21 protein-coding genes and 2 pseudogenes are annotated in these 25,815 nt (G+C 43.0%); 10 read left to right on the top strand and 13 right to left on the bottom strand.

Annotation, left to right across the window (positions count from 1 at the left end):
• Nucleotides 1–312 precede the first annotated feature (312 nt).
• The 4 genes from CZ367_RS06880 to CZ367_RS06865 all read right to left on the bottom strand — a co-directional run bounded on the left by CZ367_RS06880 (nucleotide 313) and on the right by CZ367_RS06865 (nucleotide 4,971).
• Complete coding sequence (locus CZ367_RS06880; protein ID WP_077196187.1) at nucleotides 313–1,311, bottom strand: peptidoglycan DD-metalloendopeptidase family protein; 999 nt, start codon at nucleotides 1,309–1,311, stop codon at nucleotides 313–315.
• A 269-nt stretch (nucleotides 1,312–1,580) separates the two neighbouring features.
• Nucleotides 1,581–3,677, bottom strand: a complete 2,097-nt coding sequence (gene recG, locus CZ367_RS06875) for an ATP-dependent DNA helicase RecG (protein WP_077196186.1) — start codon at nucleotides 3,675–3,677, stop codon at nucleotides 1,581–1,583.
• 6 nt (nucleotides 3,678–3,683) lie between these two features.
• Complete coding sequence (locus CZ367_RS06870) at nucleotides 3,684–4,352, bottom strand: 2-C-methyl-D-erythritol 4-phosphate cytidylyltransferase (protein ID WP_077196185.1); 669 nt, start codon at nucleotides 4,350–4,352, stop codon at nucleotides 3,684–3,686.
• A 46-nt stretch (nucleotides 4,353–4,398) separates the two neighbouring features.
• Nucleotides 4,399–4,971 carry a DJ-1 family glyoxalase III gene (locus tag CZ367_RS06865; protein WP_077196184.1) on the bottom strand — a complete coding sequence of 191 codons (573 nt, stop codon included), beginning with the start codon at nucleotides 4,969–4,971 and terminating at the stop codon, nucleotides 4,399–4,401.
• A 203-nt stretch (nucleotides 4,972–5,174) separates the two neighbouring features.
• On the opposite strand from CZ367_RS06865, the gene CZ367_RS06860 reads away from it, so the two are divergent.
• From CZ367_RS06860 to CZ367_RS06850, 3 genes are all read left to right on the top strand, one after another.
• On the top strand, nucleotides 5,175–6,068 hold the full coding sequence (locus CZ367_RS06860) for an NAD kinase (protein WP_077196183.1): 894 nt from the start codon (nucleotides 5,175–5,177) through the stop codon (nucleotides 6,066–6,068).
• A gap of 216 nt (nucleotides 6,069–6,284) precedes the next feature.
• Nucleotides 6,285–7,955, top strand: a complete 1,671-nt coding sequence (locus tag CZ367_RS06855) for an ABC transporter ATP-binding protein (protein ID WP_077196182.1) — start codon at nucleotides 6,285–6,287, stop codon at nucleotides 7,953–7,955.
• Between the two features lie 5 nt (nucleotides 7,956–7,960).
• Complete coding sequence (locus tag CZ367_RS06850) at nucleotides 7,961–8,935, top strand: redoxin domain-containing protein (RefSeq protein WP_077196181.1); 975 nt, start codon at nucleotides 7,961–7,963, stop codon at nucleotides 8,933–8,935.
• A 129-nt stretch (nucleotides 8,936–9,064) separates the two neighbouring features.
• Here the strand turns inward: CZ367_RS06850 and CZ367_RS06845 are convergent, their stop codons facing one another.
• The 7 genes from CZ367_RS06845 to CZ367_RS16440 form a co-directional block, all read right to left on the bottom strand.
• Nucleotides 9,065–9,532, bottom strand: a complete 468-nt coding sequence (locus CZ367_RS06845) for a hypothetical protein (protein ID WP_077196180.1) — start codon at nucleotides 9,530–9,532, stop codon at nucleotides 9,065–9,067.
• A 143-nt stretch (nucleotides 9,533–9,675) separates the two neighbouring features.
• Nucleotides 9,676–10,455 (bottom strand): glycosyltransferase family 2 protein, encoded by a 780-nt coding sequence (locus tag CZ367_RS06840; RefSeq protein ID WP_077196179.1) that lies wholly within the window; start codon nucleotides 10,453–10,455, stop codon nucleotides 9,676–9,678.
• A 5-nt stretch (nucleotides 10,456–10,460) separates the two neighbouring features.
• Nucleotides 10,461–11,717 carry a glycosyltransferase gene (locus CZ367_RS06835; protein WP_077196178.1) on the bottom strand — a complete coding sequence of 419 codons (1,257 nt, stop codon included), beginning with the start codon at nucleotides 11,715–11,717 and terminating at the stop codon, nucleotides 10,461–10,463.
• 242 nt (nucleotides 11,718–11,959) lie between these two features.
• Complete coding sequence (locus CZ367_RS06830) at nucleotides 11,960–12,991, bottom strand: NAD-dependent epimerase/dehydratase family protein (RefSeq protein WP_077196177.1); 1,032 nt, start codon at nucleotides 12,989–12,991, stop codon at nucleotides 11,960–11,962.
• Nucleotides 12,988–13,707 carry an IspD/TarI family cytidylyltransferase gene (locus CZ367_RS06825; RefSeq protein WP_077196176.1) on the bottom strand — a complete coding sequence of 240 codons (720 nt, stop codon included), beginning with the start codon at nucleotides 13,705–13,707 and terminating at the stop codon, nucleotides 12,988–12,990. Before CZ367_RS06825 ends, CZ367_RS06830 begins: the two co-directional genes overlap by 4 nt.
• 12 nt (nucleotides 13,708–13,719) lie before the next feature.
• Complete coding sequence (locus tag CZ367_RS06820) at nucleotides 13,720–14,673, bottom strand: glycosyltransferase (protein ID WP_077196175.1); 954 nt, start codon at nucleotides 14,671–14,673, stop codon at nucleotides 13,720–13,722.
• Between the two features lie 77 nt (nucleotides 14,674–14,750).
• Complete coding sequence (locus CZ367_RS16440; RefSeq protein WP_262500725.1) at nucleotides 14,751–14,882, bottom strand: hypothetical protein; 132 nt, start codon at nucleotides 14,880–14,882, stop codon at nucleotides 14,751–14,753.
• Nucleotides 14,883–15,097: 215 nt separating this feature from the next.
• Between CZ367_RS16440 and CZ367_RS06815 the strand changes: the two genes are divergently transcribed.
• The 7 genes from CZ367_RS06815 (at nucleotide 15,098) to tnpC (ending at nucleotide 23,161) form a co-directional block, all read left to right on the top strand.
• Nucleotides 15,098–16,948: a phosphoethanolamine transferase gene (locus tag CZ367_RS06815; protein WP_077196174.1), complete on the top strand. Its 1,851-nt coding sequence runs from the start codon at nucleotides 15,098–15,100 to the stop codon at nucleotides 16,946–16,948.
• A gap of 27 nt (nucleotides 16,949–16,975) precedes the next feature.
• Nucleotides 16,976–18,115 (top strand): acyltransferase family protein, encoded by a 1,140-nt coding sequence (locus tag CZ367_RS06810; protein WP_237581574.1) that lies wholly within the window; start codon nucleotides 16,976–16,978, stop codon nucleotides 18,113–18,115.
• Nucleotides 18,116–18,150: 35 nt separating this feature from the next.
• Nucleotides 18,151–19,176: an acyltransferase family protein gene (locus CZ367_RS06805; protein ID WP_077196173.1), complete on the top strand. Its 1,026-nt coding sequence runs from the start codon at nucleotides 18,151–18,153 to the stop codon at nucleotides 19,174–19,176.
• Entirely contained in the window at nucleotides 19,173–20,051 is an 879-nt protein-coding gene (locus tag CZ367_RS06800) for a decaprenyl-phosphate phosphoribosyltransferase (protein WP_077196172.1), read from the top strand. Before CZ367_RS06805 ends, CZ367_RS06800 begins: the two co-directional genes overlap by 4 nt.
• A gap of 8 nt (nucleotides 20,052–20,059) precedes the next feature.
• Nucleotides 20,060–21,022 carry an HAD-IB family phosphatase gene (locus CZ367_RS06795; RefSeq protein WP_077196171.1) on the top strand — a complete coding sequence of 321 codons (963 nt, stop codon included), beginning with the start codon at nucleotides 20,060–20,062 and terminating at the stop codon, nucleotides 21,020–21,022.
• Between the two features lie 156 nt (nucleotides 21,023–21,178).
• Entirely contained in the window at nucleotides 21,179–21,523 is a 345-nt protein-coding gene (tnpB, locus tag CZ367_RS06790; protein WP_077195310.1) for an IS66 family insertion sequence element accessory protein TnpB, read from the top strand.
• A gap of 84 nt (nucleotides 21,524–21,607) precedes the next feature.
• Nucleotides 21,608–23,161 carry an IS66 family transposase gene (tnpC, locus tag CZ367_RS06785; RefSeq protein WP_237581572.1) on the top strand — a complete coding sequence of 518 codons (1,554 nt, stop codon included), beginning with the start codon at nucleotides 21,608–21,610 and terminating at the stop codon, nucleotides 23,159–23,161.
• Nucleotides 23,162–23,575: 414 nt separating this feature from the next.
• On the opposite strand, the pseudogene CZ367_RS06775 reads toward tnpC, so the two are convergent.
• Nucleotides 23,576–25,267 (bottom strand): annotated as a pseudogene (locus CZ367_RS06775) (IS1634 family transposase); the annotation flags it as partial.
• A gap of 198 nt (nucleotides 25,268–25,465) precedes the next feature.
• Nucleotides 25,466–25,651 (bottom strand): annotated as a pseudogene (locus CZ367_RS06770) (IS1634 family transposase); the annotation flags it as partial.
• Nucleotides 25,652–25,815 lie beyond the last annotated feature (164 nt).

The following is a 25,815-nucleotide window of genomic DNA, read 5'->3' as shown; positions in this document are numbered from 1 at the left end:
GCAAAACATATATGTTTGGCATCGCCAAAGTTAAACTTTGGGAGGCTAAAACATATATGTTTTGGGTGGTCAAACATATATGTTTTACAAACAGCAAATAAATCATTAATAATCAATGTGTTACAAGCTCACATTTTTAAGCAAAACGCTTAGAGCATATTGTTCTATTTTTCCTCAAGTAAGAATATTCTTAATTGCTTGCAAGCTATATTTTATAGGCTGCTGAAGTATGCAAATAGGCACAAAAAAAGGTCGGACAAGAATAGCTCTTATCCGACCTTTAAGTTCGTTATGGATTGTTATTCATCTCGACTAACTATATCTTATAATTTGGCCTACTACAACCTTTGAGTATCTACCCAAATGGTTGAGCTTACAAAGTTGCTCAATAGTGACGCCGTGCTGTTCGGCTATCGACTCTAACGTATCGCCATTAGACACCTTATGGTAAAGCATCTGAGCACTGCTTTGTGGAGTTGCGTTAGCTTGCTGTCGTGACGAGTAGTCGGTTGTAGGGTTCTTCGGACGTCCAAACGATCGACTACGACCTACACCCTGTATATTCTCACGTGAGTAGCCAGGACTTGACGCCTTGCCACGAAGTGCATTTGCACGAGCCGACTCTGCATCTACTGTATTGCGACGATAGGTGTAGAAGTCGCCTGTTACGTCTTGATTGGCAAAGTCGAACAACAATGCAGGGTTGATAGCTACACCACAAAGACGTGTTTCGAAGTGGAGATGCGAACCTGTAGAACGACCTGTATTACCGCCTAACGCAATAGGCTCGCCTGCTTTAACGTTTTGGTTTTTGCTTACCATTTGTTTAGAAAGGTGTCCGTAATAGGTTTCAAGACCATTGTTATGGCGTATTACTACGTACTTTCCATATCCTCTGCCATCGTATCCCACTATTCTTACTTTGCCTGCAAATGCAGAGCGAATGGTGTCACCTATGTACACTTTGATGTCTAAGCCCTTGTGAGCACGGCCCCAACGACGACCAAAATTACTTGTTACCACTCGGCTTGGCGTTGGCATACAAAAGCCACGAAGGTCTATTTTGTACACATCAGGTAGAGTTCCGCTGCTATGTGTTCTTGAAGTATTCCAATCGTTGTAAAGCATCGAAGCAGGATTTTCTATTTCTTCTTCGTGATGTAGACGATTTATAACGATTGTATCCAAACTGTTAGCGCGCCTGTCTACTGGTGCCTGCTTTGCGATAAGGTCTTGCGCACATACTGGTATTGACGCAAAAGTCATTACAGCCGATAACGCAAATGTTTTTATTATCTTCTCGAAAGTCATTCTCAATATTTTTTGATTTGGTGATAAACTAAATCAGAACAAACGCTTGTTCCTGATAAATGCTTATTATAAATATAGTAGAACAATACAAAAACCCTACTATTTTTATTCAAAGCTTTGCAAAGATAGCAAAATAATTGAGAAATGATTGGTCTATTAACAGTTTTTATTTACTTTTAAAACCTTGCTTTTTCGTGATTTTCCTTTTCATTTATAGATATAAAATCCCCTAAACATAGGCGTTAAGCCTATATTTAGGGGTACTTATATTAGGATATGGCAGCCCAATTGATATTAGTTTTTCTTAACTCTTTCAGGCGTTCCCACAATAAATTATATTCACTTTTTGTACAAGTAGGGTCGGCATCAATAATTTTTTGAGCCTCATCGCGTGCCATTTGTACTATTTGACCATCGTGCGCAATGTCGGCTATTTTGAGGTCGAAGGCTATTCCGCTCTGTTGTGTACCTTCCAAATCGCCAGGCCCACGGAGTTTTAAGTCGGCTTCAGCTATCTCAAAACCATCGTTTGTGTTACACATTATGTCTATGCGCTTTCGGGTTTCGGTAGACAACTGATAGGGTGTAACAAGTATGCAATAACTTTGTTCTGCTCCTCGCCCTACTCGTCCACGTAACTGATGAAGCTGAGAAAGTCCGAAACGCTGGGCATCAAAAATAATCATTACGCTGGCATTGGGTACGTTTACGCCCACTTCTATCACGGTGGTTGCCACCAAAATATGGGTTTCGCCTTCGGCAAAGCGGCGCATTTCTTCTTCTTTCTCCTTGTCTTTCATCTTGCCGTGTATCTTGCTCAACTTGTATTGGGGGAATACTTCGAGCAAGGTTTCGTAGCCTGTCTCAAGGTTCTTTAAGTCCATCTTCTCGCTTTCCTTAATGAGTGGAAAGACGATGTAGACCTGTCTGCCTAAATCGATTTGTTGACGAATTCCGTTATAAAGACTTGTGGTCTGGCTGTCGTACTTGTGTACCGTTTCTATGGGTTTGCGTCCAGGGGGCAATTCGTCTATAACACTCACATCTAAGTCGCCATAGATGGTCATTGCAAGGGTGCGCGGAATGGGGGTAGCAGTCATTACCAACACGTGCGGAGGATTGGTGCTCTTGCTCCAAAGTTTGGCACGTTGCGCCACACCAAAGCGGTGTTGTTCGTCTATTACGGCAAGTCCGAGGTTGTTGAATTGTACCTTGTCTTCTATAATGGCGTGTGTGCCTACAACGATATGTATAGAGCCGTCTATCAATCCGTCTAACACCTCCTTGCGCTTCTTTCCCTTTACGATGCCCGTAAGGAGTTCGATGCGTAGGTTCATACCTTTGAGAAACTCCTTAATGGTCTGCAAATGTTGCTCGGCAAGGATTTCTGTTGGTGCCATCAGGCAGGCTTGAAAGTTGTTATCGATAGCAATGAGCATCGACATTAGGGCTACAAGGGTTTTGCCAGACCCCACGTCGCCTTGCAACAAGCGGTTCATTTGTTGCCCGTTGGCCACATCTGCCCTTATTTCCTTCATCACTCGCTTCTGTGCATTGGTAAGCTGGAAGGGCAGATTGTGGGTGTAGAACCAATTGAATTGTGCACCTACGGTCTTGAAATTGTAACCTCTGTACTTGCGGCGGTGGTCGCTCGCATACCTTAATATATTAAGTTGTACGTAGAAAAGTTCTTCAAACTTTAGGCGAAGTTGGGCTCGTTTGGTGTCGTCAACCGATTTGGGGTAATGTATCTTTCGCATCGCCTCGTCTCTCGATATGAGGTGAAGCCGCTGCATAATGAAGTCGGGTAAGGTTTCTTTGAGTGGTGAGGAAATCTTAGCTACAAGTGTTTTGGTAAGGCGTTCCATCGCTCGTGAGGTAAGGCCTACTTTCTTCATCTTCTCGGTTGTAGAATAGAAAGGCTGCATACCCATATCGTTGAGTTGCAAGTCGTTGGCATCGTCTATATCGGGGTGAGTAAACTGAAACCTCCCACCATAGAACGTGGGCTTACCGAAGACGATATACTCTTTTCCGATGAGGTAATTCTTATATACATATTGTATGCCGTTGAACCAAACAAGATCGCAAACACCGTGTCCATCGGCAAAGTGAGCCACCACACGTTTCTTTCGTTTGCCCATATCATACTCTTCAAAACTAAGGATATGCCCCTTTATTTGCACAAAGGGCATATCTTGAACGAGTTCGGAAATAAGGTACAGCTTTGTACGGTCGACGTATTTGTATGGATAATACTCTAATAGGTCACGATAAGACTGAATACCAAGTTCTTTGCTCAGTATTTCTTTCTTCTTCGGACCTACACCCGTAAGGAACATTATGTCTTGGTCGAGTATATCCATTATTAATTAACCGATAAGCATTTCTGCTATTTTGAGATCGAAAGGTGATGTTATCTTGATGTTTTCGGCGTTGCCTTCTACCATCGAAATCTTACAGCCAAAACTTTCCATCACACTTGCATCGTCGGTAAAACCTTCGTTGAAAGGCTGTGCGTATGCCATCTTCAACATCATTATATTGAATACCTGTGGTGTCTGAACGCTACGGAATTCGCTTCGTTGTACGGTTTTTGAAGTTCCGTTTTGTGCTACTTGGCGCAGTGTTTCGTTCACGGGCATTACGGGAAGGGCTGCACACGTGCGCTGTGCCTCATCGTAACAGCGTGTAATGGTATCAATCGATACGAAAGGACGCACACCGTCGTGTATGCCAACCAAGCCGTCTTCGCCTTCAGGAATGAGTGCCAAGCCGTTTTTAGACGACTCGAAACGTGTTTCACCTCCATCGGCTATCTCGTGCGGTTCGGTGAATTGATGCTGCTCGCACAACGTTTTCCAATAGTCTTGTTGGGCTTTGGGAAGAACGAGTATCACCTTTATGTCTTTATCGTAAGCGCAAAAACGTTCTATGGTGTGCATCAAAATAGGTTTTCCACCTATGGGAAGAAACTGCTTGGGTATGTCGTTGCCCATTCTAAGTCCTTTCCCTCCTGCAACAATAATAATGTATTTCATCCTATTAAGTTGATGTGTTTATACCGATGAGATAATGGGGCAAACCTTATTTATGCAAGGCTATAAGTTCGGGAATGAGCATTGCCGACTTCACTTCTTCAGCTTGTTCAGTCGAAGTGAGCTGTGCCAAAAGACAGAAACCAAACATAAAGGCTGCCGCAGGTCCTTTTGCGGTTGTGATATTGCCATCTATGGTGCAAAGTTCTGCTGTGTATTCAGCTCCTTTAAGTCGCTTTTCAAACCCTGGGTAACAAGTGGCTTTCTTGCCTTCCAATACGCCAACAGAGCCTAAAACCATAGGTGCGGCACAGATAGCTGCCAATCGTTTGCCTTTTTCGTTATGAGCTGTTAGGGCTTTGCGTACACCTTCGTGCAGGTTTAAGTTGGCTGCCCCTGGCATTCCACCTGGCATTAGAAGCGTATCAGCATCGTCAAAATTCTCGATTTCATCGAACATTAAATCGGCTTTTATCGTAATACCGTTAGCCGACTCTACGTCTAATGTGTCCATAATACTCACAGTTTTCACCTCAACTCCACCTCTACGGAGAATGTCAACAGGTGCTAAAGCCTCTATATCTTCAAAGCCATTAGCAAGAAATTCATATACCTTAGCCATAATATTTTTGATTTTATATTTTATATATCCAACTTATTTCCTTATTTTTGCATATTAAAGTGTCTACTAAGCCGAAGACTTCGCTTTCTTATATAGATTGCGCAGTGGGCTTAACAGCAATTCATAGCACTTGCAAATATACTAAAATATTCATTATAACAGGTGCTTGAAAAGAATAAAAGAATATAAAAACAAAGAAAAGTATGGCTGAAAAGAAACTAAGTTTCGCCATTTTTGGAAACCCTTATCGAGCATTAGCCGCACAAAGTATGTGCGAAGTGCTTGAATACTTGTCGCAACGCAATGCAGATGTGTATGTGGAAGAAACATTCTATAATGCTTTGGACAAGCGAAACATACCCAACACAGCCGTAAAAGCTATATTTAAAGGAGACAGATTTAAAGCCGATTGCGCCATTTCGATGGGTGGTGACGGTACGTTACTTAAAGCTGCAAGCAAAGTGGGTGCGAAGAATATACCCATCATAGGTGTAAATCTTGGGCGTTTAGGTTTCCTTGCCGAGGTGTTGCCAGAGGAGTTGCACCAGACACTTGATGATATTTACACTGCCAATTATGGCATTGACGAACGGGCTGTATTGATAATGGAAACCAAAACACAATTGCTTCATATTCGTCCATACGCTTTGAATGATATAGCCATACTTAAACGCGACCACGCTTCGATGATTACCATTCACGCAAGTGTGAATGGTGAATACTTAGTAAGTTATCTTGCTGACGGACTCATTATCAGCACTCCAACGGGGTCAACAGCCTACTCTTTGTCGAATGGAGGGCCTATTCTTGTGCCGCAAAGTAGGAGCATTTGTCTCACACCAGTAGCTCCTCACAGCCTCAACATTCGTCCGATAGTACTGACAGACGATGTGGAAATACGCTTAGAGGTGGAAAGTCGCAGCCACAACTTCCTTGTTGCAGTAGACGGACGTTCGGAAAAGCTATCCGAAGGGTCAAGCATAACCATTCGTAAAGCTCCTTATAAAATACGTATAGTGAAGCCTAAGACGCACAGATACTTCTCTACACTACGCACAAAACTAATGTGGGGAGCGGATATACGTGAACACGAATAACAAAAGTTGAGGTGTTTCGATTAAAAAAGAATGATGCACCATTTGCAAAAGACAGAGGCAATTTTTATAAAGGATAGATGCCTTATGAATAAAGGATAGATGAACAATTAATAACAGATAGATATACTGTTTGCAAAGGCTATATCCATAATTTGCAAAAAATAGAAACAAAGTGGACAATAGGCGCATCACACGCACACTATAATTGAAATAACGATGAGTTTAATAGATTATTTAAAACTTCCAAAAACGAAATACTCTACCAAAGAGATACTCCGTTGGCTGTGGAAAGCTTGGAAAGGCAACCGCCTACAAGCCTGCCTCAATGCTGCCATCGGACTACTCGGTGTAGGTGTTTCATTGGCTTCGGTGTGGGCTGTGCAACGTGCCATAGACGTAGCTTCTCACGATTTGGAAGGCAATATCTATGTCGCTGTCATCGTAATGGGCTTATTGATATTGTGCGACTTTGCACTCAATGTGGCTTCGGTATGGATACGCAACATCTTAGGCATCAAGGCGCAAAATCGTATGCAACAACAATTGCTCGACCGCATATTGCGCTCTCAATGGAAAGGAAAGGAAACTCACCATTCGGGAGATGTACTCAACAGATTAGAGTTTGATGTGTCTAACGTGGTAAACTTCCTAACAGAGGTTATTCCCAACTCACTTTCAACCCTTGCACTTTTCTTAGGCGCATTTGGTTACTTGCTCTCTATGGATTGGCGATTGGCTTTTATCATTACGTTTATGATACCTGTCTTCGTTATTTTCAGCAAGTTGTACATCCGACAGATGAGAAACTTAACCAGCGAAGTGCGAAGTTCTGACTCCAAAGTGCAAAGCGTATTGCAAGAAACTATCCAAAACCGAATGTTGATAAAGACATTGGAGGGCGACAGTGCTGCCGTAGATCGCTTGGAAGAGCAGCAAAGTGTATTGCGCCATAAGGTAGTTCGCCGTACCAAATTCTCGGTCTTTTCCAATCTCACATTGAGTTTAGGCTTCTCCGTGGGTTATCTTATCGCTTTTACTTGGGCAGCCATTCGCCTCTCAGCAGGTACACTCACATTTGGTGGAATGACAGCTTTCTTGCAATTGGTCAATAAGATACAAAGTCCTGCACGACAGCTCACACGCCTTATACCTTCGTTTGTGATGGTCTTTACAGCAGCCGAACGCCTAATGGAGTTGGAGGAAGACCCTTTGGAAGAGCAAGGCACACCTATCCAACTTGCATCGCCTTGCGGTATTCGGTTCAAGAATGTGGCGTTTGCATACGAGGATAGCGATGAGAACGTTATAGAAAATCTCAACTTCGACTTCTATCCAGGCTCGTGTACAGCCATCTTAGGCGAAACAGGAGCGGGTAAAACTACCCTTGTACGTATAATTCTTGCCTTGCTGCAACCCAAGAGTGGCACGGTAGAAATCTATAACAACAAGGAACAACACCCACTTTCGCCACGCCTCCGCAACAACTTTGTATATGTTCCGCAAGGCAATACGCTGATGAGTGGTACTATTCGTGACAATCTGAGAATGGGAAAACTCACCGCAACCGATGAAGAAATGGAAGAAGCACTTCGACGTAGCTGTGCCGATTTTGTATTCGAATTGCCCAACGGACTTGATACCGAGTGTACCGAACAAGGAGGTGGACTAAGCGAAGGACAGGCACAACGCATTGCCATAGCTCGTGCTTTATTACGCAATCGCTCTATCTTGCTCTTCGATGAAGCCACATCAGCACTCGACCCCGATACAGAACGACAATTGCTAAAAAACATTTTAGCAACCAACGACAAGACTGTAATCTTCATCACACATCGCCCTGCGGTGATAGACTACTGCGACCAGACATTGACAATTCAAAAATTATAAACAATATGAAACGAATTATTTTATCTGCATTGCTCATTCTTGCAGCTATCGTAAATATTCAAGCGCAAGATTTAGATGCACAATATGCAAAAGATTTATTGAAAGCGGGCACCTCAGCCCCCGACTTTACGCTTCGCACAGCCGATGGCAAGGACATAAAACTGAACACCTACCGCGGCAACTATGTAGTGTTAGACTTCTGGGCTTCGTGGTGTCCTGACTGCCGAAAGGATATTCCTGCAATGAAAGAGCTATGGCGCGAATTTATGGATTACAACGTGCGCATCATAGGCGTATCGTTCGATACCAATAAAGATGTGTGGGTGAAAACCTATTGGGAGAAGTATCAGATGAACTGGACACAGGTAAGCGAACTGAAGAAGTGGAAAAAGGAAACCGTTATCGACCGTTTATATAAGGTAAATTGGATTCCAACAATGTATCTTATCGACCCTAACGGCAAAATAGTTTTGGGTACGGTACAAATAGAGAAGCTCCGTGAAACCCTTGAGGCACTCAAACCTCAAATGAAAATGTCGCAAGCGGACATCACAGCTCAATATATCGGTGGCGACTCGGCTATCAATGCTTACCTGTTGACCAACCAGCTCTACACCGCCTCTACACGTAAGATGATGTTTGAAGCAGATGTTCTTGTTTCGTTCACCGTAGAGATGGACGGTGCCGTTACGGGGGCACGTGCTATGGAAATAAAGAATTTAAAACCGACAAACCCTAAATTCAACAAGCTCAAGACCGAAAAGCAACAGCAAATAATGACCGATGCCGACCAACACTTCCGTGCTGAGGCGGTAAGATTGGTCAGCAAGATGCCTAAATGGAAACCAGCCGAAAAGAACGGTAGACCAGTGAAGGACAAAAAGACATTGTTAATTCATTTCAATCCAAACTTTAAAGACAAGAATTATAATATAAATTATTTAAAGAATTATTTTAACCTTAAAAACATTTCGCTTTAAAGGAACAAACGTTATATATATATTTATTGAAACGTACATAAACTACAAAGTAGCAAGCCTCTAATGGGTGTGCTACTTTGTTTTTATAGCTTTCAAAAAGCCTACTTTATTGATTATTCTCAGCCTTTTTTACTGTTCTTCCTCAGCTTTTTCTTTGTTCTTTATTTGTCTACTTGATACCGCATCACTCGCATCATTGAGTACCTTGCCTATCTTTTCGCCCAACTTGTTGCCTGCATCTGTTAAGCGTTGGAAGAAGTTTTTGCCGTTCTTCTTTTTCTTTTGTTCGGTCGAAGGCTTATTCTCGCCCACATAGTCGGTCGTCTTTGCCTTCTTCTTAGTAGTTTGTTTACGGCTTATCTTTGTTTCTTTCGTGTAGATTTCTTCCCCTTTGGTGTGTGTTACCTTAACTGTTCGCTTCACTTCTTTGGCTTTTTCTGCCTTTTTAGCATTGTCTGCTTTGCGCTTATCTACAGGTTTTCTGCGCCAAGCCTGATACTTTGCATCTTCAAGCACAGCATTGGTCTGTGCCGAAACCTCTGTGGTATATGCTACTGCCAAGAGCGCAAATACCGCCATCATCATTAATTTTTTCATAAGTGATTGTTGTTTTATTATTAGTCTATAGTAGGGATTAGTCGGACAAGTCGGACGGGTCAGACAAGTCGGACAAGTCAGACAAGTCGGACGGGTCGGACAGGTCGGACAGGTCGGACGAGTCGGACAACGCTGATCCCCTTTTACTTTCTCATATTCCTAAACACGAAACCTACGTGCTTAAACACCGTCTTGAAGAAACCATAATGCACACACATTACACGGAAACGCTCACGAAGCGAAGCTCTGTGATTGCGAGTGGTTTGTCCTTCTTCTAAGTAGTTTGCCACTACAGCGTGCACATTGCGCAACAATAAGCCTCGGCGTTCGCCTTCTTTCATCACACGAATACACCAGTCTACATCTGCCGAAAAGCGATAATGCGTGTTGTAAGGCAATTTCTTAGCAATGTCTAATCGAGCATAAAAGGCTTGATGACACACCAACATACCATTTTCGAACGAACGCCACGAAAGCACTTCGGGAGGTTGCAAGCGACGATGATACAAGAAATTGCCCCGCTCGTCCACAATATCGGTATTGCCAAACAATACAGCAGGTCGTTCCTCGCCATCGCCAGCTTCTGCCGTTAGTGCCACCTTCTGCAAGGTGTCAGCCTCTGGGAGACAGTCGCCTGCATTCAAGAACACCACATAGTCGCCCGTGGCAAGTTTCAGTCCCTTGTTCATCGCATCATACAGCCCCTTATCGGGTTCGCTCTTGATACGAATAACGTGCCCATTTTCAGCATTGTCCGACATCTGCTTGTACTCTTTCGCCAATTCCACAGTATGGTCTGACGAGTCGCCATCTACAATGAGATGCTCTACGTGCGGATAAGTTTGCCTCGAAACCGAGTCTAACGTAGGTTGCATTACCGACGCAGCGTTGTAAGTTATGGTCACTACCGAGAATGTAATCATCTGTTTTATGTTGTTTTGTCAGCCAAAATGCTGTTGTAAAGTTCTATATATTGTTGTGCCACCACACTCTCCGAATAGCGTGTTACTACCGAATTGCGCAGTTCGCCACACGAGATAGGGTTGTTCATTGCCCAAACAATGCCTTCTGCCAAATCTTCTGCCGAACCGTATTGTGCCAAATAGCCATTTTGCTTGTGCAGAATAATGTCTCTCTGTCCGCTATTGTTAAACGACACAGGCACACACCCACACGCTAAAGCCTCGATAAGGGTCTGCCCAAAGGTTTCGTACATTGACGACGACACCACCACATCGGCAGCACTATAAATCTTAGAAAGATTGTTTTCGCCCGAAACCTTGCCCAACCACTTGTAACCCACAGGAATATCATCAAGCAAAGCTGTAGACTTTGCCCCTCCAAAGAGCACCAAACACACCTCGTCTTTCTTTACTCGCTGCGTATCTACCAAGTGGCGCAAAGCTGCTATAAGATAGCGCAAACCCTTGATTTCGGCATCTATGCGAGCAGCTCCAAAGGCAATAACCTTAACATTGGGAATACCCAAGTCGGTGCGTGAAGTGGCTTTATCGCAAGGAATAAACTTTTGCAGGGAGAGCACATTGGGAATGGTAGTTACAGCGTGTCCCTTCATCAGTCGACTCGAACGTGCTATATCAGCCAACCAATTGCTTACTGCCACAAAATGAATCGGAGCGTGGGAGTAGACCTCCAACTTTTTCATAAACACCCTGTGCGATACATCGTCTGCATTTTCAGAACCCAAGAAGCTGCATTTACCACACGACTCTGTATAGCGATTGCAAGTATAGGCATAATGACAGATGCCTGTGAGTTGCCACATATCGTGCATCGACCACACAATGGGCTTACCCGATTGCAATATCTTGCGAATACTATTCAGCGAAAGCATACCTTGATTTATCCACGAAAGATGGATTATGTCTGCTTGCTGAAAGGCGTCCAACTTCGTAATATCCATACCAGCATTGGCAAGGTCTACCGCAAACAGGTTAGGTCGTTGGAAGCGCAAATGCCAAAACACGCACCATCGTTCCCATAGTCTGTTCCATTCGGTGCGCCATCCTTTCTTAATTGTTTCCACCATAGGGTCGGCACTTAGCCTATCGCGTACCAACATCTTAGCCTGCACTCCATTAGCATTGAGCGCATCTTTTAGTCGATTGGTCGCAACTGCTGCTCCCCCCGTATTCTCGCTTGTATTTACAATGAGTACTCGCATTATAAAAAATAGAATTGCCCACAAAGATACAAGATTTTCTATAAACAACTGCAAACTAAACATTTGTTTTAAGAAATTCTAAAGATTAAAGAGAGTTATTTTTAGGAATTGCAAGGAGTTAAAGGGAGTTACCGCTCGTTCCTCGCTTAGGAGTTAGAGCCAAATGTGTTGTGGGCACTATTTGGGAGAATTGGTCAGACGAGTCGGACAAGTCGGACAAGTCGGACAAGTCGGATAACTTCTTAGAGACAATTTAAAGCTACTTCCTCAATCGTAAGTTTTAGTTTTTCTTTTATATTTCCTATGCTTTTCCAACCTAATATTTCGATGCGTGAGGTATCAAAAACGGCCTTTTTGATAACCGAAAAACCTGCTTTTTCCTCGTTACTCGGAACATCTATCACCACTTTTCTTCCCCCAATTTCTGCAATGGTCTCAGCCAATTCACGAATAGTGATGTTCGAATCTGGGTCGGCAACGTTATAAGGCGTCATATTCTCGCCTTTCAAGAGGATATGGAGCAAAGCCGAAGCACAATCTACAACAAAGCACCACGACCGAAATTGTTCGCCTGTGCTTTTCATTACAATATCCTCGTTTCTCATTACGTTACGAATGAATTGTGCATACACACGGTTGTCACTCTCGCTAAAATAAGGTCCATAAATGTGCGAAGGGCGAGCTATCGACACATCAAGACCATACTGCTGCGCATAGCATACACACATCGTTTCGGCAGCACGTTTAGACGAAGGGTAGCACGCACGCACGGTAGCGGGATTTACATAACCACTAAAGTCTTCGGTGAAGGCCTGTCCTTTGCCTTCGCCGTATGCTTCGCCCGATGACACATAAACAAATCGTTGCAGCTGATGACTTTTGCCATAACTCAACAGATTGTCCACACCATATATATTAGCTTTCATCACACCCACAGGGTCGGTGGCGTATGCACTTGGCGAAGCCCCACTTGCTGCATCTATGATGTAATGAAAGTCAATATCGGCTGTCAGTTCCTTGGTTACATCAAACTGTAAGAAACAAAAGTTGTCTGCTTCCCAATAAGCTGCAAATCGTCGTCTTGCCCTTTCTTTGTTTCGCCCAGCTGCATAAATGGTAAACGCACCCTCGCTTCGTTGCATCAATACGTCTACTAAGCAACCACCTATCAGTCCTGTTGCCCCTGTTATAAGAATGTTTTTCCCCTCTAACAAGTGCCACGGAAGGTCGGTATGCGCTGCCTGTTGTAAGGCTATTCGGTATGCTTCTGTCATTTCAACCAGTAATCTTTATCCGTATTTTTCAATGCCTTGAAAAGTTCCACATCTTCTGTTTGTGTTAGTTTCAGCCCATTGCGTTCCGAACCTAATACCAAGTGCTGGTCGTTCACGCCCAATGCTCCTAAAAGCGTACACGAAGCCACAGTATTCTCTACCCCTCGGTGCTCTGCCTCGGCGTGTGCGTCAAGCAAGGTTTTAAGGCGGTAGGTATGCGGTGTTTGGGTGCGAATAAGTCGCTCACGAGGTATCTCTATGTTAGAAAGACAATCACCTTTCACTTCCATAATGGCTTCCTTGCACACAAGACCTGTTACGGCATAGCCAAACTCCTTACACTTTGCAATGTTTTCGGCTATGATACGTTCCGACACCAATGGTCGTACACCATCGTGTACCAGCACTATATCTTCGCCTTTACAACCCTTTGCCCTTAGTCCTTCCAATCCGTTTCGGATAGACGCTTGATTGCTGTCGCCCCCTTCAAAAATCCATTTCAACTTGGTGATGTTAAATTGGTTAGCGTATGCCTGCAGCACCACTTCCCAACCTTGTAGGCAAACCACACCTATGGCATCTATTTGCGAATGTTCTTGAAATGCTTTGAGCGTATAAATGATAACGGGAATGTTATCAATGGTCATAAACTGCTTGGGAATATCTTGCCCCATTCTGTTGCCTACGCCTCCAGCGGTAAGTAATGCGATGTTCATAATAATTCTTTTTTAAAGGTCGTATTGAACGTTATTGTATGTAAAGATAAAGGGATAAAAGAAGCCACGCACAATGCCCATAATGCCCTTTGCTCCCTCGTTGTAATATATTGTTTTGCGGTGTTTAGCACAAATAGTGCAGAGTTGCAGCAAGGCAAACACTCCTTGACGGCGCATTAGTCCTGCCATACGATGCGCCAATGGGTTATGCCCCTTGCTCCGTTCGTATATCATTTGGTAGAGCCGTTGCCAATTCTCCTTCTTTTGCAGTCTGCTATAATTAGCATACCCTTGTGTGTAAGGAGCAGTTTTCGAGTTCTTGCTATGGTCTATGCCGTGCGTTTTATTCTCTTGTGCAATAGCCGATGCGTCGTGTGTGCGATGCCAGTTTAGCGGTTCGTCTATGCGCACTATTCCTCTTTGCAATTGTGCATTGATAGCCAACGACCAATCGTAATGGATATAACTTATCCAATTGTTGTGATTTTGCACAAAATCTCTGCGCAACAACATCGTATGACCTGCAAATCCTGTGAACAACAATGCCTCCAAACTGTATTGTGGGGTAACGTACACCGTCTGTTCTCTTGTTCGTCCTCTGTCGTGACAGCAAAAACAAATGTCTTTCTCGCCAATGGCTTCCACCTGTTTGGCTATCTTTTCAGGATACCACACATCGTCTTGGTCGGCAATAGCTACAAAGTCGGCAGTGGCACGCATAGCAGCCGATTCAAAGTTGGCATTAAACCCTACGTTCCTTTCGTTCTTAAATATGCTTACATTTTCATATTTCTGAGCATATTCCTCCGCAATCATTACCGTGTTGTCGGTCGACCCATCGTCCTGTATAATGATTTCTTGGACAGGGTAGGTTTGGTTGATAATAGAGTCTATCTGTTCTTTCAGATATTTCTCTCCATTATACGTGCATACCACCACTGCCACCGTCTTTTTTGTTTTGCCCATTGTTTCTTATTATTGTTTTGCAAATGTACTCAAAAAAATACGATTTCTTCACCTCTCCACTTGTAAAAGTTTTATTTTTAGGGATAAGTAGCCTCTCCCACCCCCTCCGTTGGAAGGGGAGTACAATTTTGCTGTACATTGCTATCTGTACTTTGATCCGACCTGTCCGACTTGTCTGACTCGTCCGACCTGTCCGACCTATCCGACAAAACCACAGCAGAAATGCGCTCCCTTCCCAACTAAGGGATCGGGAAAGGCAGTAGTTCGCAGGCTGTAATTTAGACCAAACTACAAATTAAGGAAAACAAATTTTCAACCCATTGGAAATAAGATATTCACCGAGTTCCCCCTTGTTCTGTAAAAATACCCCTAAAACCTTGATATATCATAAATTTTGCTGTACCTTTGCTCCAAATTTCACAATATGAAAAGCCTACGTTTTTTAGAACGATTGTTTAAGAAGATGTGTTATCCCATTCGGAGCAACTTTTCTTTCTTTTGCTTTATGTATCTCATTGGGATTGTGGTATCGTATGAGGAACTACCAGCCAACAAGCCCGAAGTGGAGGTATATGCCAACTTGTGGCTTGAATTGTTCTTGGATTTATACATTATCTGTGCTGTCCTATCGGTGATACCACTGAAAATTCGCCGATGGATACGTGGATTTTTCTACGTTGTGGCGTATGCTACGAGTATTGCAGACTTGTTTTGTTGGATCAAGTTTCGTTCTACGCTCAATCCATCTATGCTGTTGTTGGCAGCTGAAACTGATGGTAGAGAAGCAGGAGAGTTCTTAAACAATTATCTCAATGCGGAGTTGCTCACCTCAAGTGTGGGATTGCTGCTTCTTATTGTGCTTTTCCATATTTTCACAGCTTGTACGCCATTCTTCTATAAGAAGTTTTCACCTTCTGTAAAAGCAATAATTGGCGGTTTCAACGCTATTTTAGAACGATTGCAACCCATATTTGGTGTTCTGCTTACAGGATTGTTGGTGTGGGCAACGATAAGTTCGGCACATAACAAAAGCGAAATGGTAGAAATGTTTTCTAAACATTCGATAGGCGATGTAGAGCACGAACTGACCAACAGAGATTGTGCGCAATTCTATTTGCCTTGCTACCGATTGATATTTAGTGTCTTTGCTAACCAACTTGCCGCACAGCAGATAGACCGCCTAATTGCGGCTAAAGATGATGCCCAAGTAGACAGTTGCTCGTTTAAATCGCCCAATATTGTACTTATCATTGGCGAAAGTATGGGGCGTCACCATTCACAGCAGTATGGCTATTTTATGAACACCACCCCCCGACAAGTAGCGTTGGAACGTTCGGGACTATTAACGCCTTTCACCGATGTCGTAGCACCTTGGAACTTGACAAGTTTTGTATTTAAGAATGTATTTTCGCTTCACGTTGTAGGGCAGCAAGGTGAGTGGTGCGACTATCCGTTATTCCCACAACTTTTCCGCAAGGCAGGTTATCACGTTTCGTTCGTTACCAATCAGTTCTTACCTCAAGCCAAAGAAGCTGTTTATGATTTTAGCGGAGGGTTCTTCTTAAATCATACCGAACTTTCAGCCTCAATGTTTGATACTCGTAACACACGTTTGCACCGTTTTGATGAAGAACTGTTGCAAGATTATGACAGGAATTTGAAACAAGAAAACAAGGTGCATAACCTTATAATCTTCCATCTCATCGGGTCGCACGTGTCGTACAAGATGCGTTATCCTATCAATCAACGCCACTTCAAAGCCGATGATTACGCAGAAAAACGCAAAGACTTGTCGAAAGAACAACGTGAAATGTTGGCACATTATGACAATACGGTGTTGTACAACGATTCGATTGTAGACCAAATTGTGAAGCGTTTCTCGGACGATGAAGCGGTGGTGATATATATGCCCGACCACGGTGAAGAATGTTATGAAGGTAATCGTGGATTTGTGTGTCGCAATCATTCGGCAGAAATAGATTACGATTTAGCACATTACGAGTTTGAAGTACCTTTTTGGATTTATTGTTCGCCAAAGTTTGTGGATAAACACAGCGATGTATTCCAACAAATAAAAAAGGTGAAAGATAAACGATTGATGACAGATGCATTGCCTCATTTGCTGCTCAACCTTGCAGGTATCAGCACAAAGCAATATAAGTCAGAGTACGATATATTGAGCACAAAATATAACGAAATGCGCCCAAGAATATTGAAAAATAAAACCGACTATGATAAGTTGGTGCTGAAGCATAAACAAGAAAAGAAGCGATGAAAAGGCTTATTTTTGTAGGATAAAGCTATGAGTATGGAGATAAAAGATAAAGAGCAAAATATAAAAGGCGCAGCAGATGCCAAATTATTGCGTGTGGAATGTAATGCCTTGCGCGGATTGGCTATTATGGGCATTATGCTTCATAATTTTTGTCATTGGCTTTCGCCCATCGTTAAAGAAAATGAGTATCAATTCATACAGCAACACATAGATTGGTTTGATGATGTTATGTCTGCACCAATAGGCGAAACACCTTTAGAATTTTTCCATATTGTTTCGTTCTTTGGACATTATGGTGTGCCCGTCTTCCTATTTTTGTCGGGTTATGGACTTTATTTAAAGTACGAATTGCCTTTAAAAGGACAAGCGGAGGCGATTGTACCTTCAGCTTTTCGTTTTGTTCGCTACCATTGGCTAAAGCTCTTTCGTATGATGATTGTGGGCTTTGTGGCTTTCGTGCTTATTGATAACATTACCGCAGGAGCACATAAATACGATGTAATGGCCATTTTTGGACAGATGGGCTTGTTCAATAATCTTATGGAACACCCTGATAAGGTGATATGGCCAGGACCTTATTGGTACTTTGGTTTGATGTTCCAATGTTATATTGTGTATCGCTTGTTGCTGTTTCGTAAACATTGGAGTTATGCTGTGGCAATGATAGTTGTTTGTACGCTTATTCAAGCATTGTGTGAACCAGAGGGCGAAACATTAAATCGTGTGCGCTATAATTTTATCGGTGGAATGTTGCCTTTCTGTTTAGGATTGCTTTCAGCACGATACCTTAATATTAAGAATTGGCAACCTTATTTGTCAGTGTTTATTGCTTCGTGTGTGTGCGTTTATTTGGGCAGTTTTTATTTCTATACTTGGTTGTTTGTTCCAATGTTTATTTGTGCAGCATCCATCAGTTTTGTAGTATTCATTTCACGCACGCAAAAGCATTTTATCCCACATCAGTGGATAATGAAGGCGTTGAATTGGATTGGTACAATATCGGCAGCGATGTTTGTATCACACCCTATTGTGCGCAAAATACTTATCCCCATATCACGTGAGGGCAACTATTGGACAGGCTTGTTGCTTTATGTTATTTGTGCTATTGGTGTAGCTTGGCTGTTCAACGAACTTATTAAGCGTGTACCATCGCCAAAGTTGAAGTAAAAGAAGACATCATATAGAAAAAAGAAGATACAGAAATGCAGATAAAGGATATAGAACTCGCTAATATAAGTCGCTATCGTAGCGAACTAATGGGAATGGCAATGCTCTTTGTAGTGCTGTTTCACGTAGGTTTGCCACGCGAAGACCTCTTCTTTGGATTGCGGAGAATGGGAAATATTGGTGTAGACATGTTTCTTTTCTTGAGTGGTATTGGGTTGTGGTTTTCGTGGACAAAGAACCCTGATACACGTTCCTTTTATCTGCATCGTATGGTGAGAATTTATCCTACGTGGCTTGTTATAGCTCTTCTGTTTTATGTACCCGATTATCTTTGTCCTGACCTTGTGATGCACCACGGGCATAGTACAAATATCATCGATTTAATCGGAGATATAAGTATCAATTGGGATTTTTGGCTGCACGATGAACTCACATTCTGGTACATTCCAGCTACAATGATGTTATACTTGGTTACGCCTGCTTATATGCAGCTCATTATTAAGCACCCCATCTATCGTTGGAGTCCTGTCGTAATGGTGATGTGGTGCATTTTGGTGGCATTGGTAACACCTATCAATCATCTTGTTGGACATTTAGAGATATTTTGGAGTCGTGTACCCATTTATTTTATAGGTATCAACATTGGAGCAGCCGTAAAGCGAAAAGATACGATGGATGGTGCTTCTATTTGGATGATTATTATTATCTTTGTAATGGCATTGGCGTCAAGCATCTTTCTTGAACAAGTGAAACACGGACAATTCCCCTTGTTTTTAGAACGTATGCTTTACATTCCACTCACGATAACAACGATATTATTGCTCAATCGTGTGTTCCGCTGTACACCTGTGTGGTTTAACAAGACGTGTGCGTGGGTCGGCGGATTGAGCTTAGAGACCTATCTGCTACATCATCAGTTTGTTTTGATATATGTGGAGCGGTTGGAGTGGAACTATTGGTTCACCTTCTTGACAACTATTTCTATTGTGTTGCCATTGGCGTGGGTGTTCCAAAAGTGTATGAACGCAGTTGTAAAACCCATAGAGAGAAAACTGAAATGAAAGATTTAATACGATTAATTCGACCCAAGCAGTGGATAAAAAATCTTGTGGTATTGCTTCCCATCTTTTTTAGCGGAGCATTATTGCGCCTTGAGGCACTTTATGCTGGAGGCGTTACAGCCCTTGCATTCTGCTTTGTGGCTTCATCTATCTACTGCTTGAACGATATAATTGATGTAGAAGACGACCGAAAACACCCAGAGAAATGCAAACGCCCATTCGCTTCGGGTGCTATAAGTATTCCACAAGGAATGGTGTTGATGGGCTTGATGTTTGGCTTGGCTATTGCAACACTGTATCTTTTGTCGAATAACCGAATAGAAACGATAGGTATCTTGTCGCTCTATTGGCTAATGAATATTGCTTATTGTTTGTGGTTAAAGCAACACGCTATCATTGATGTATGTATTGTAGCTTTTGGTTTTGTGTTGAGACTTATAGCTGGTGGCGTGGCAACATCTATCTTGCTCAGTAAATGGATTGTGCTAATGACTTTCTTATTAATGCTTTTTCTTTCGTTTGCTAAGCGTCGTGACGATGTGTTGCGTATGAATGAAACAGGAGAAGCCCCACGCAAGAACACCAGTAGTTACAACCTAACGTTCATCAATCAAGCCATTACGATAACAGCAGCAGTAACGCTGGTGTGCTACATTATGTACACGGTAAGCCCAGAAATCATTGCAAAGTTTAATACAGATAATCTTTATCTCACCTCTATTTTTGTATTGTTAGGGCTTTTGCGCTACATTCAAATAGCTGTGGTTGACAAGAAAAGTGGCGACCCTACGAAGGTTATTCTCCACGACCGCTTTATTCAAACCATTGTTCTTGGATTTGGTCTCACGTTTTTAGTTATTATTTATTTTCTTTAGGTATAGCTATGAAAGTTTACGCATTCGATTTTGATGGCACATTAACAACCAAAGACACCTTTGTAGAGTTCATTGAGTTCAACTTTGGCTACAAAAAAGCCTTTTGGGGATTTCTGTTATTCTCGCCATTATTGGTATTGATGAAGTTGAAAATGTATCCCAATTGGAAGGCGAAACAACGCGTATTCTCTTGGTTTTTTAAGGGAATGAATATCGATGAGTTCGATGAAAAATGCGTAAAGTTTGCACAAGCAAGATGTAGGATACTGCGTCCTGACGGCATAGAAACCCTTCGAAAAGCTTTCAAAGATGGCGATAAAGCTGTGATAATTTCAGCGAGCATAGAGAATTGGGTGCGTCCGTTCTTTGCAGAGTTTGGCGATTTACTTCCCATCGAAGGCACACAGATAGATGTAAGAAACGATGTTGTAACAGGAAAATTTATCAGCAAGAACTGTTATGGCGAAGAAAAGGTTGACCGACTTAAAAAGGTGTTCCCTAATCGTTTTTCCTATCAGCTCATTGTCTTTGGTGATAGTAATGGCGATAAAGCTTTGTTGGCTGAAGCAGACGAGGCACATTACCGTCCGTTTAGGAATGGAAAGCGCGAAAAACTCGGTGAAATCGTCCGTTTTGGTATTGTTGGTGTAGCTGCAACAGCGCTGCAATTTTGTATTTATGTATTTCTATTAAACTATCTTGAACCCCGAATTTCTAATACGATAGGTTATGCTTTAAGCTTTTGTTTCAACTATGTAGCCTCTACAAAGTTTACATTTAAAGTGAAATCTACTGCCAAACGAGGTGCAGGATTTGCCCTTTCCCACATTGTAAATTTCCTTTTACAAACAGCAATGCTATCCCTTTTCCTTTATTTAGGCTTCGAGAAGCGTGTGGCAATGATACCTGTTTTCTGCGTCTGCGTACCTGTAAACTTCCTTCTGGTGCGTATGTTTATGAAGCGGAAATAAGGTTATTTCTCCGTTTTAACCCAAATCGGTCGTTAGTGTCTTTCCCTAGAAAAAGTTGACTCGCAAAATCAACAATTATGTGGAAGTACAGTAAGCATCCAATATTAGCCGCCTTTGTGTAACATTCTTGCTTTACTACCTTTGCCCTAAAAACTTATGTTTGTACTCAACGAAACAAATGTTTTTCGGGTTTGTTGCACTCCTGTGGACATGCGTCAGGGTATTCTTCGCCTGTCCCAATTGGTACGCAGCAATGACTTCAATCCTTCTGATGGTGTTGTCTACGTTTTCTACAATCGATCCCGTAACCGAATTAAATTGCTGCACTGGGAACGCTGTGGTTTTGTCGTGTATCATAAACAGATGGCACAGGGTTGCCTGAGTCCTAAAATCATACGGGCGAGAGTTGGATTTTATGAACTTCGCTGGGACGAATTGGTACTCTATATTGAAGGTATAAATCCTAATTGCTACCGAAGAAAAAGATACAATAAATCTTAGTATTTTCTTGCCAGTGTCAGATATTTTTCGTAACTTTACATCGTATAAAGAACTGATAATGTGATGGATATGCCTTATAGTACAATGACATCTGACTACCATTCTCTCACTCGGGAAGCTGTTGTTAAACTTCTTGAGCAAAGGGATGCTGAGCTTAAGATTAAGGATGCTGAGCTGGAACGAAAGTCCCGTCGCATTCTTGAACTTGAGCGCATGGTATTTGGCAGGCGCAGCGAGAAACGCCTGCCTGAGAGTGCAAGCGGCTGGGCGGGTACGCTTTTTGACGAGCAGTGGGCCAAAGAGGGCTCCCTGGCTCAGGTGGAAGCCCTTCCCATCATCAAGGAGATAAAACAGCAGGCCGGACAACGCAGGTCATCACGCCGTGTGAGCCGTCCTTCCAGAAAGGGTAGGACCTACGCCTCCTATGTTCCCGAGAATATAGAGCGACAGGTGACGGAGATATATCCAGAGGGTTATGACGCTGAGCGCATGGTCATCATCGGACATGACAGAAGTGAGCATCTGTGTCTGCGTCCCTCATCCTTTTATGTCAGGGTAGAAGATCGTGTCATCTGCCGCCTGAAGGAAGCCCGGTCAACGGATGCGAAGGTCGACATCCTGGAAGCCCCCTTGAAAAAGCAAGCGGTGGATTGTTTTGCCGACGCTTCCCTGCTCGCCGAAATCATCACCGCCAAGTTCGCCTATCACCAGCCCGAGTATAGGCAATGTGAAAGATGGAAGGAACTGGGCGTGAACATCCCCACCTCAACCGTCAACAGTTGGGTTCACGATGCCGCCGATGCACTTTATCCACTTTACAAACTTCAAGTAAGACAGATCCTGCAAAGTCCTTATCTTCAAGTTGACGAGACCAGCGTACAGGTTGCCGACCGCAAGGGAAAGACGCGCAAGGGATACCTGTGGGGTGTGCGTGACGCCATACACTCCCAGGGTGTGTTCTTCCATTGGAAGGACGGGTCGCGGTCGGGCGCTGTGGCAGATGAACTCTTCAAGGGCTACCAGGGTGCCATACAGTCTGATGGGTATGAGGTCTACAGCAGGTTTGAGAACGTTCAGGGCATCGTGCTGTTAGGATGTATGGCACACGTGAGACGTAAGTTCGAACATCTGGCGGCTGACGATAAAAACGCCGCCCATATCATCGAAACGATAGCCACGCTTTATGAGTTGGAGGAAAACCTCAAACACAAGAAAGCACCACCCGAGGAAGTGGAGACAGAACGAAAGACTAAAGCTTACCCCATTCTTAAGTATTTGGAGACCTATATGTTGGATGTACACAAACAGTACACCCCAGGCGAAGCTATGGAGAAGGCACTGCGTTATGCCTTCGCCGTATGGATACGCATTGGTAGGTATGTGCAGGACGGACGATTCAACATAGACAACAACCTCATGGAACAGGCCATCAGACCCATCACGCTTGGAAGAAAGAACTACCTGTTCTGTGGTAACAATGAGGGAGCGGAGAACAACGCCATCTTCTATACCTTCATGGCGTGTTGCAGGGAAGCAGGCATAGAGCCATACAAATGGATGAAGGAAGTTCTTTCAAGGCCCCTGCCAGATATGACGGAGGAGGAACTCACGAAAATGCTACCTTCAAACTTCAAATAACAAATAACCCTTATATGCTGCCAGACATATAAGGGTTATTTGTTGGTGTGAAAGTCGGCTAATATTGGATGCTTACGAAGTACAATTGTGAGAAACGTAACAAGTATTACGATGAAGTAATTCGTCTTTATACCCAAGAGGGTTTGGGGCGCACAAAAATTTCTCGAATCATTCCTGTTGGAGAGACAACAATTTCNTTCTTGCTTTCACGCTTACTACCCTCAAAGTAGAAGTTTGTCAAGTCAAAGAGCATCAGCTTGTTATCTATATTAAAAAGGTTATCTGTTACATTGCACAAGTGACGTTCTATCTTCTCTTTGAGTTCATAGAGTTTGTCCGTTACCTTGTACAGGGCATTGATACCCGGAGTCTNCATCGTAGAATCTTGCTATTATTATACTTTTTCAGTTTTGGCTATGGACTCTGTGTCCTACAAATTTTTATTTTTCTGAATGGTGCATATTTCAGTTTTAATTTATCGTATATAGCAGTTGCCTGCTTTGAGGGATTGCTGCATTGTCGCATCTGTACGATGTCTCCTAACGGGTTCCTACCTTCCGTGGTTACAAGTTTCTGGGTGCTCATCCTCCGCACGATTTCGGTCCAATAGCAGGATTCGCCTTCTCGCTTCAACTGGCAGCGGATGGTATTTACCACCCAGTAGGCAAGCAGACCGAAGAAAAGATGTGCATCGCTCCGGTCATCGGTCTGATGATATATAGGACGGAGGTTCAGGTCGGTCTTCAACTGTCTGTTGGTACATTCGATTTCTCGTATGAGGTTGTAATAGTCCCATGTGGTACGCTCGTCGAGTGTTTCTACATTGGTCCGTAGGAAGTATACGCCGTGTCCGGACTCGATGGCTGAGAGGTCTTTGAGCTTCCAGTCTACGCGTAGCATTTCCTTTGGTTTTTCTTCGTTTCTAATGTAGTCTATCGCATAGTATCTTGCGATAGAAGGATATTTCTGTATGGCTCGTCCCGTACGCTCTACAACCTTCTCGTAGAGTTTCGTTCCACCTTTCTTTGCAATACCATCATTTATCTTCTTCAGCTCTGTCTCAAATCTTTCACGCCAAAGTTTGTTCATTGACGATTCGGTCATAGCCTTAGATGGAGAGGTTATCTCAAGATAGTAGTCCTCACCTTCGGTGTGTACCTTGTTGAGCGTTATCGTTTGCTTTCGGGCGTCTTTTACCATCACACTCTTATGGTCCTCACTGAGCGTGTAATCTTTCAGCTTGGTGCGGGATACGCAGAGATAGTTGTAACCCTTTGCCTTAATAAGATTTAGATTCTCTTCGGTTGCAATACCTGCATCCATCACAATAAGCGATTTTTCTTTTTGTACAGGATTCCTGTCTGCCAGCGTATCTATCATATCAGGCAGTGATTTAGGGTCAGCCGTATTGCCTTCCAGGATAGAAGAATAGCGTATGAAGCCCTCCTTATTGATACACAGGGCCAGGACGAGAAGTTTACAATCTGATCGCTTCTCTTTTGACCTACCAAACTGTGCCTTCTTGCTTTCACGCTTACTACCCTCAAAGTAGAAGTTTGTCAAGTCAAAGAGCATCAGCTTGTTATCTATATTAAAAAGGTTATCTGTTACATTGCACAAGTGACGTTCTATCTTCTCTTTGAGTTCATAGAGTTTGTCCGTTACCTTGTACAGGGCATTGATACCCGGAGTCCAGTCTTGCGACCCAGTGTAAAGTTCGGCGGCAGCCGAATTATCCCTGAGATAATAATACGAGGAACGTTCAGATACGGCATACACAGTCCGGATGATGAGCGCAGAGAGTGCGGTGTGGATAGAATGGTTGCTCCATCCTTGGTCACGCAGGAACTCTTCCAGCCCCAGCTTATCAATGGTCTGCTTACAGAGCCATTCTGCACCAACATTCCTTGCGTCAGTATGTTCTGCCGTAGCAAGATCGATATAACGTTCAGACTCCTTTCTTGCCTTCTGTTCCTTCTTATCGAATCTATCAATTCCACCTTCCTCTTTCATCCGTTGCCACCACTCATCCGCCTTAGCCTGTTCCAGTTCAGTAAGCCCCTCCAAATGCTTGCCAAATAAAGAATTAGTTCCTCTGTTCTTAAACCCAAATCGGTTATTAGCCCGCAAAGGCTTTTTAAAGCGTTTAGCTGTTATGCTTTTCTTTGTCTTTGCACCTTATTTTGGCTCTTTTCGTTTGTTTTTTCAGTTGTTTAGCTCGCTAAACGTCTTCAAAAACAACCAAAAATAGCTCAAAATAAGCTCGCAAATCTCGAAGAAGTCTAACGACCGATTTGGGTTAAAACGCTCTGTAAGTGCAAAAGCAATTCTTCTCACCTGCAAGGCTGTGAGAGAAGGTTCAAAACCAATATTGAGCAGGATGAGCGAATGTACGTGTCCAGCCACGTCACGATACGACTCTTTTAGTCTATAATAAAGATCCTTTTCACCAGTTGCCGGATTAAAACGTGTCTGTACATTTGCGTGCATAGGTGCAAAGTAACAAAAAAAAATTGATATGCTGGTGTCCTACAAATCAGATTTAGCCCGTATTCAGAAAACGCTACGGCTGATTATTAAGTACTTAGCAAACCTGAAACCCTCAAAACACACTGAAAATTTATGAAAAATAATTATGCCCGTTAAACTTGGGT

Origin of the sequence: Prevotella ihumii (assembly GCF_900155655.1) — a bacterium.
Classification (GTDB): domain Bacteria; phylum Bacteroidota; class Bacteroidia; order Bacteroidales; family Bacteroidaceae; genus Prevotella; species Prevotella ihumii.
The sequence above is the reverse complement of the archived record's forward strand: the minus strand, read 5'-3'. Positions and strand labels throughout refer to the sequence as shown.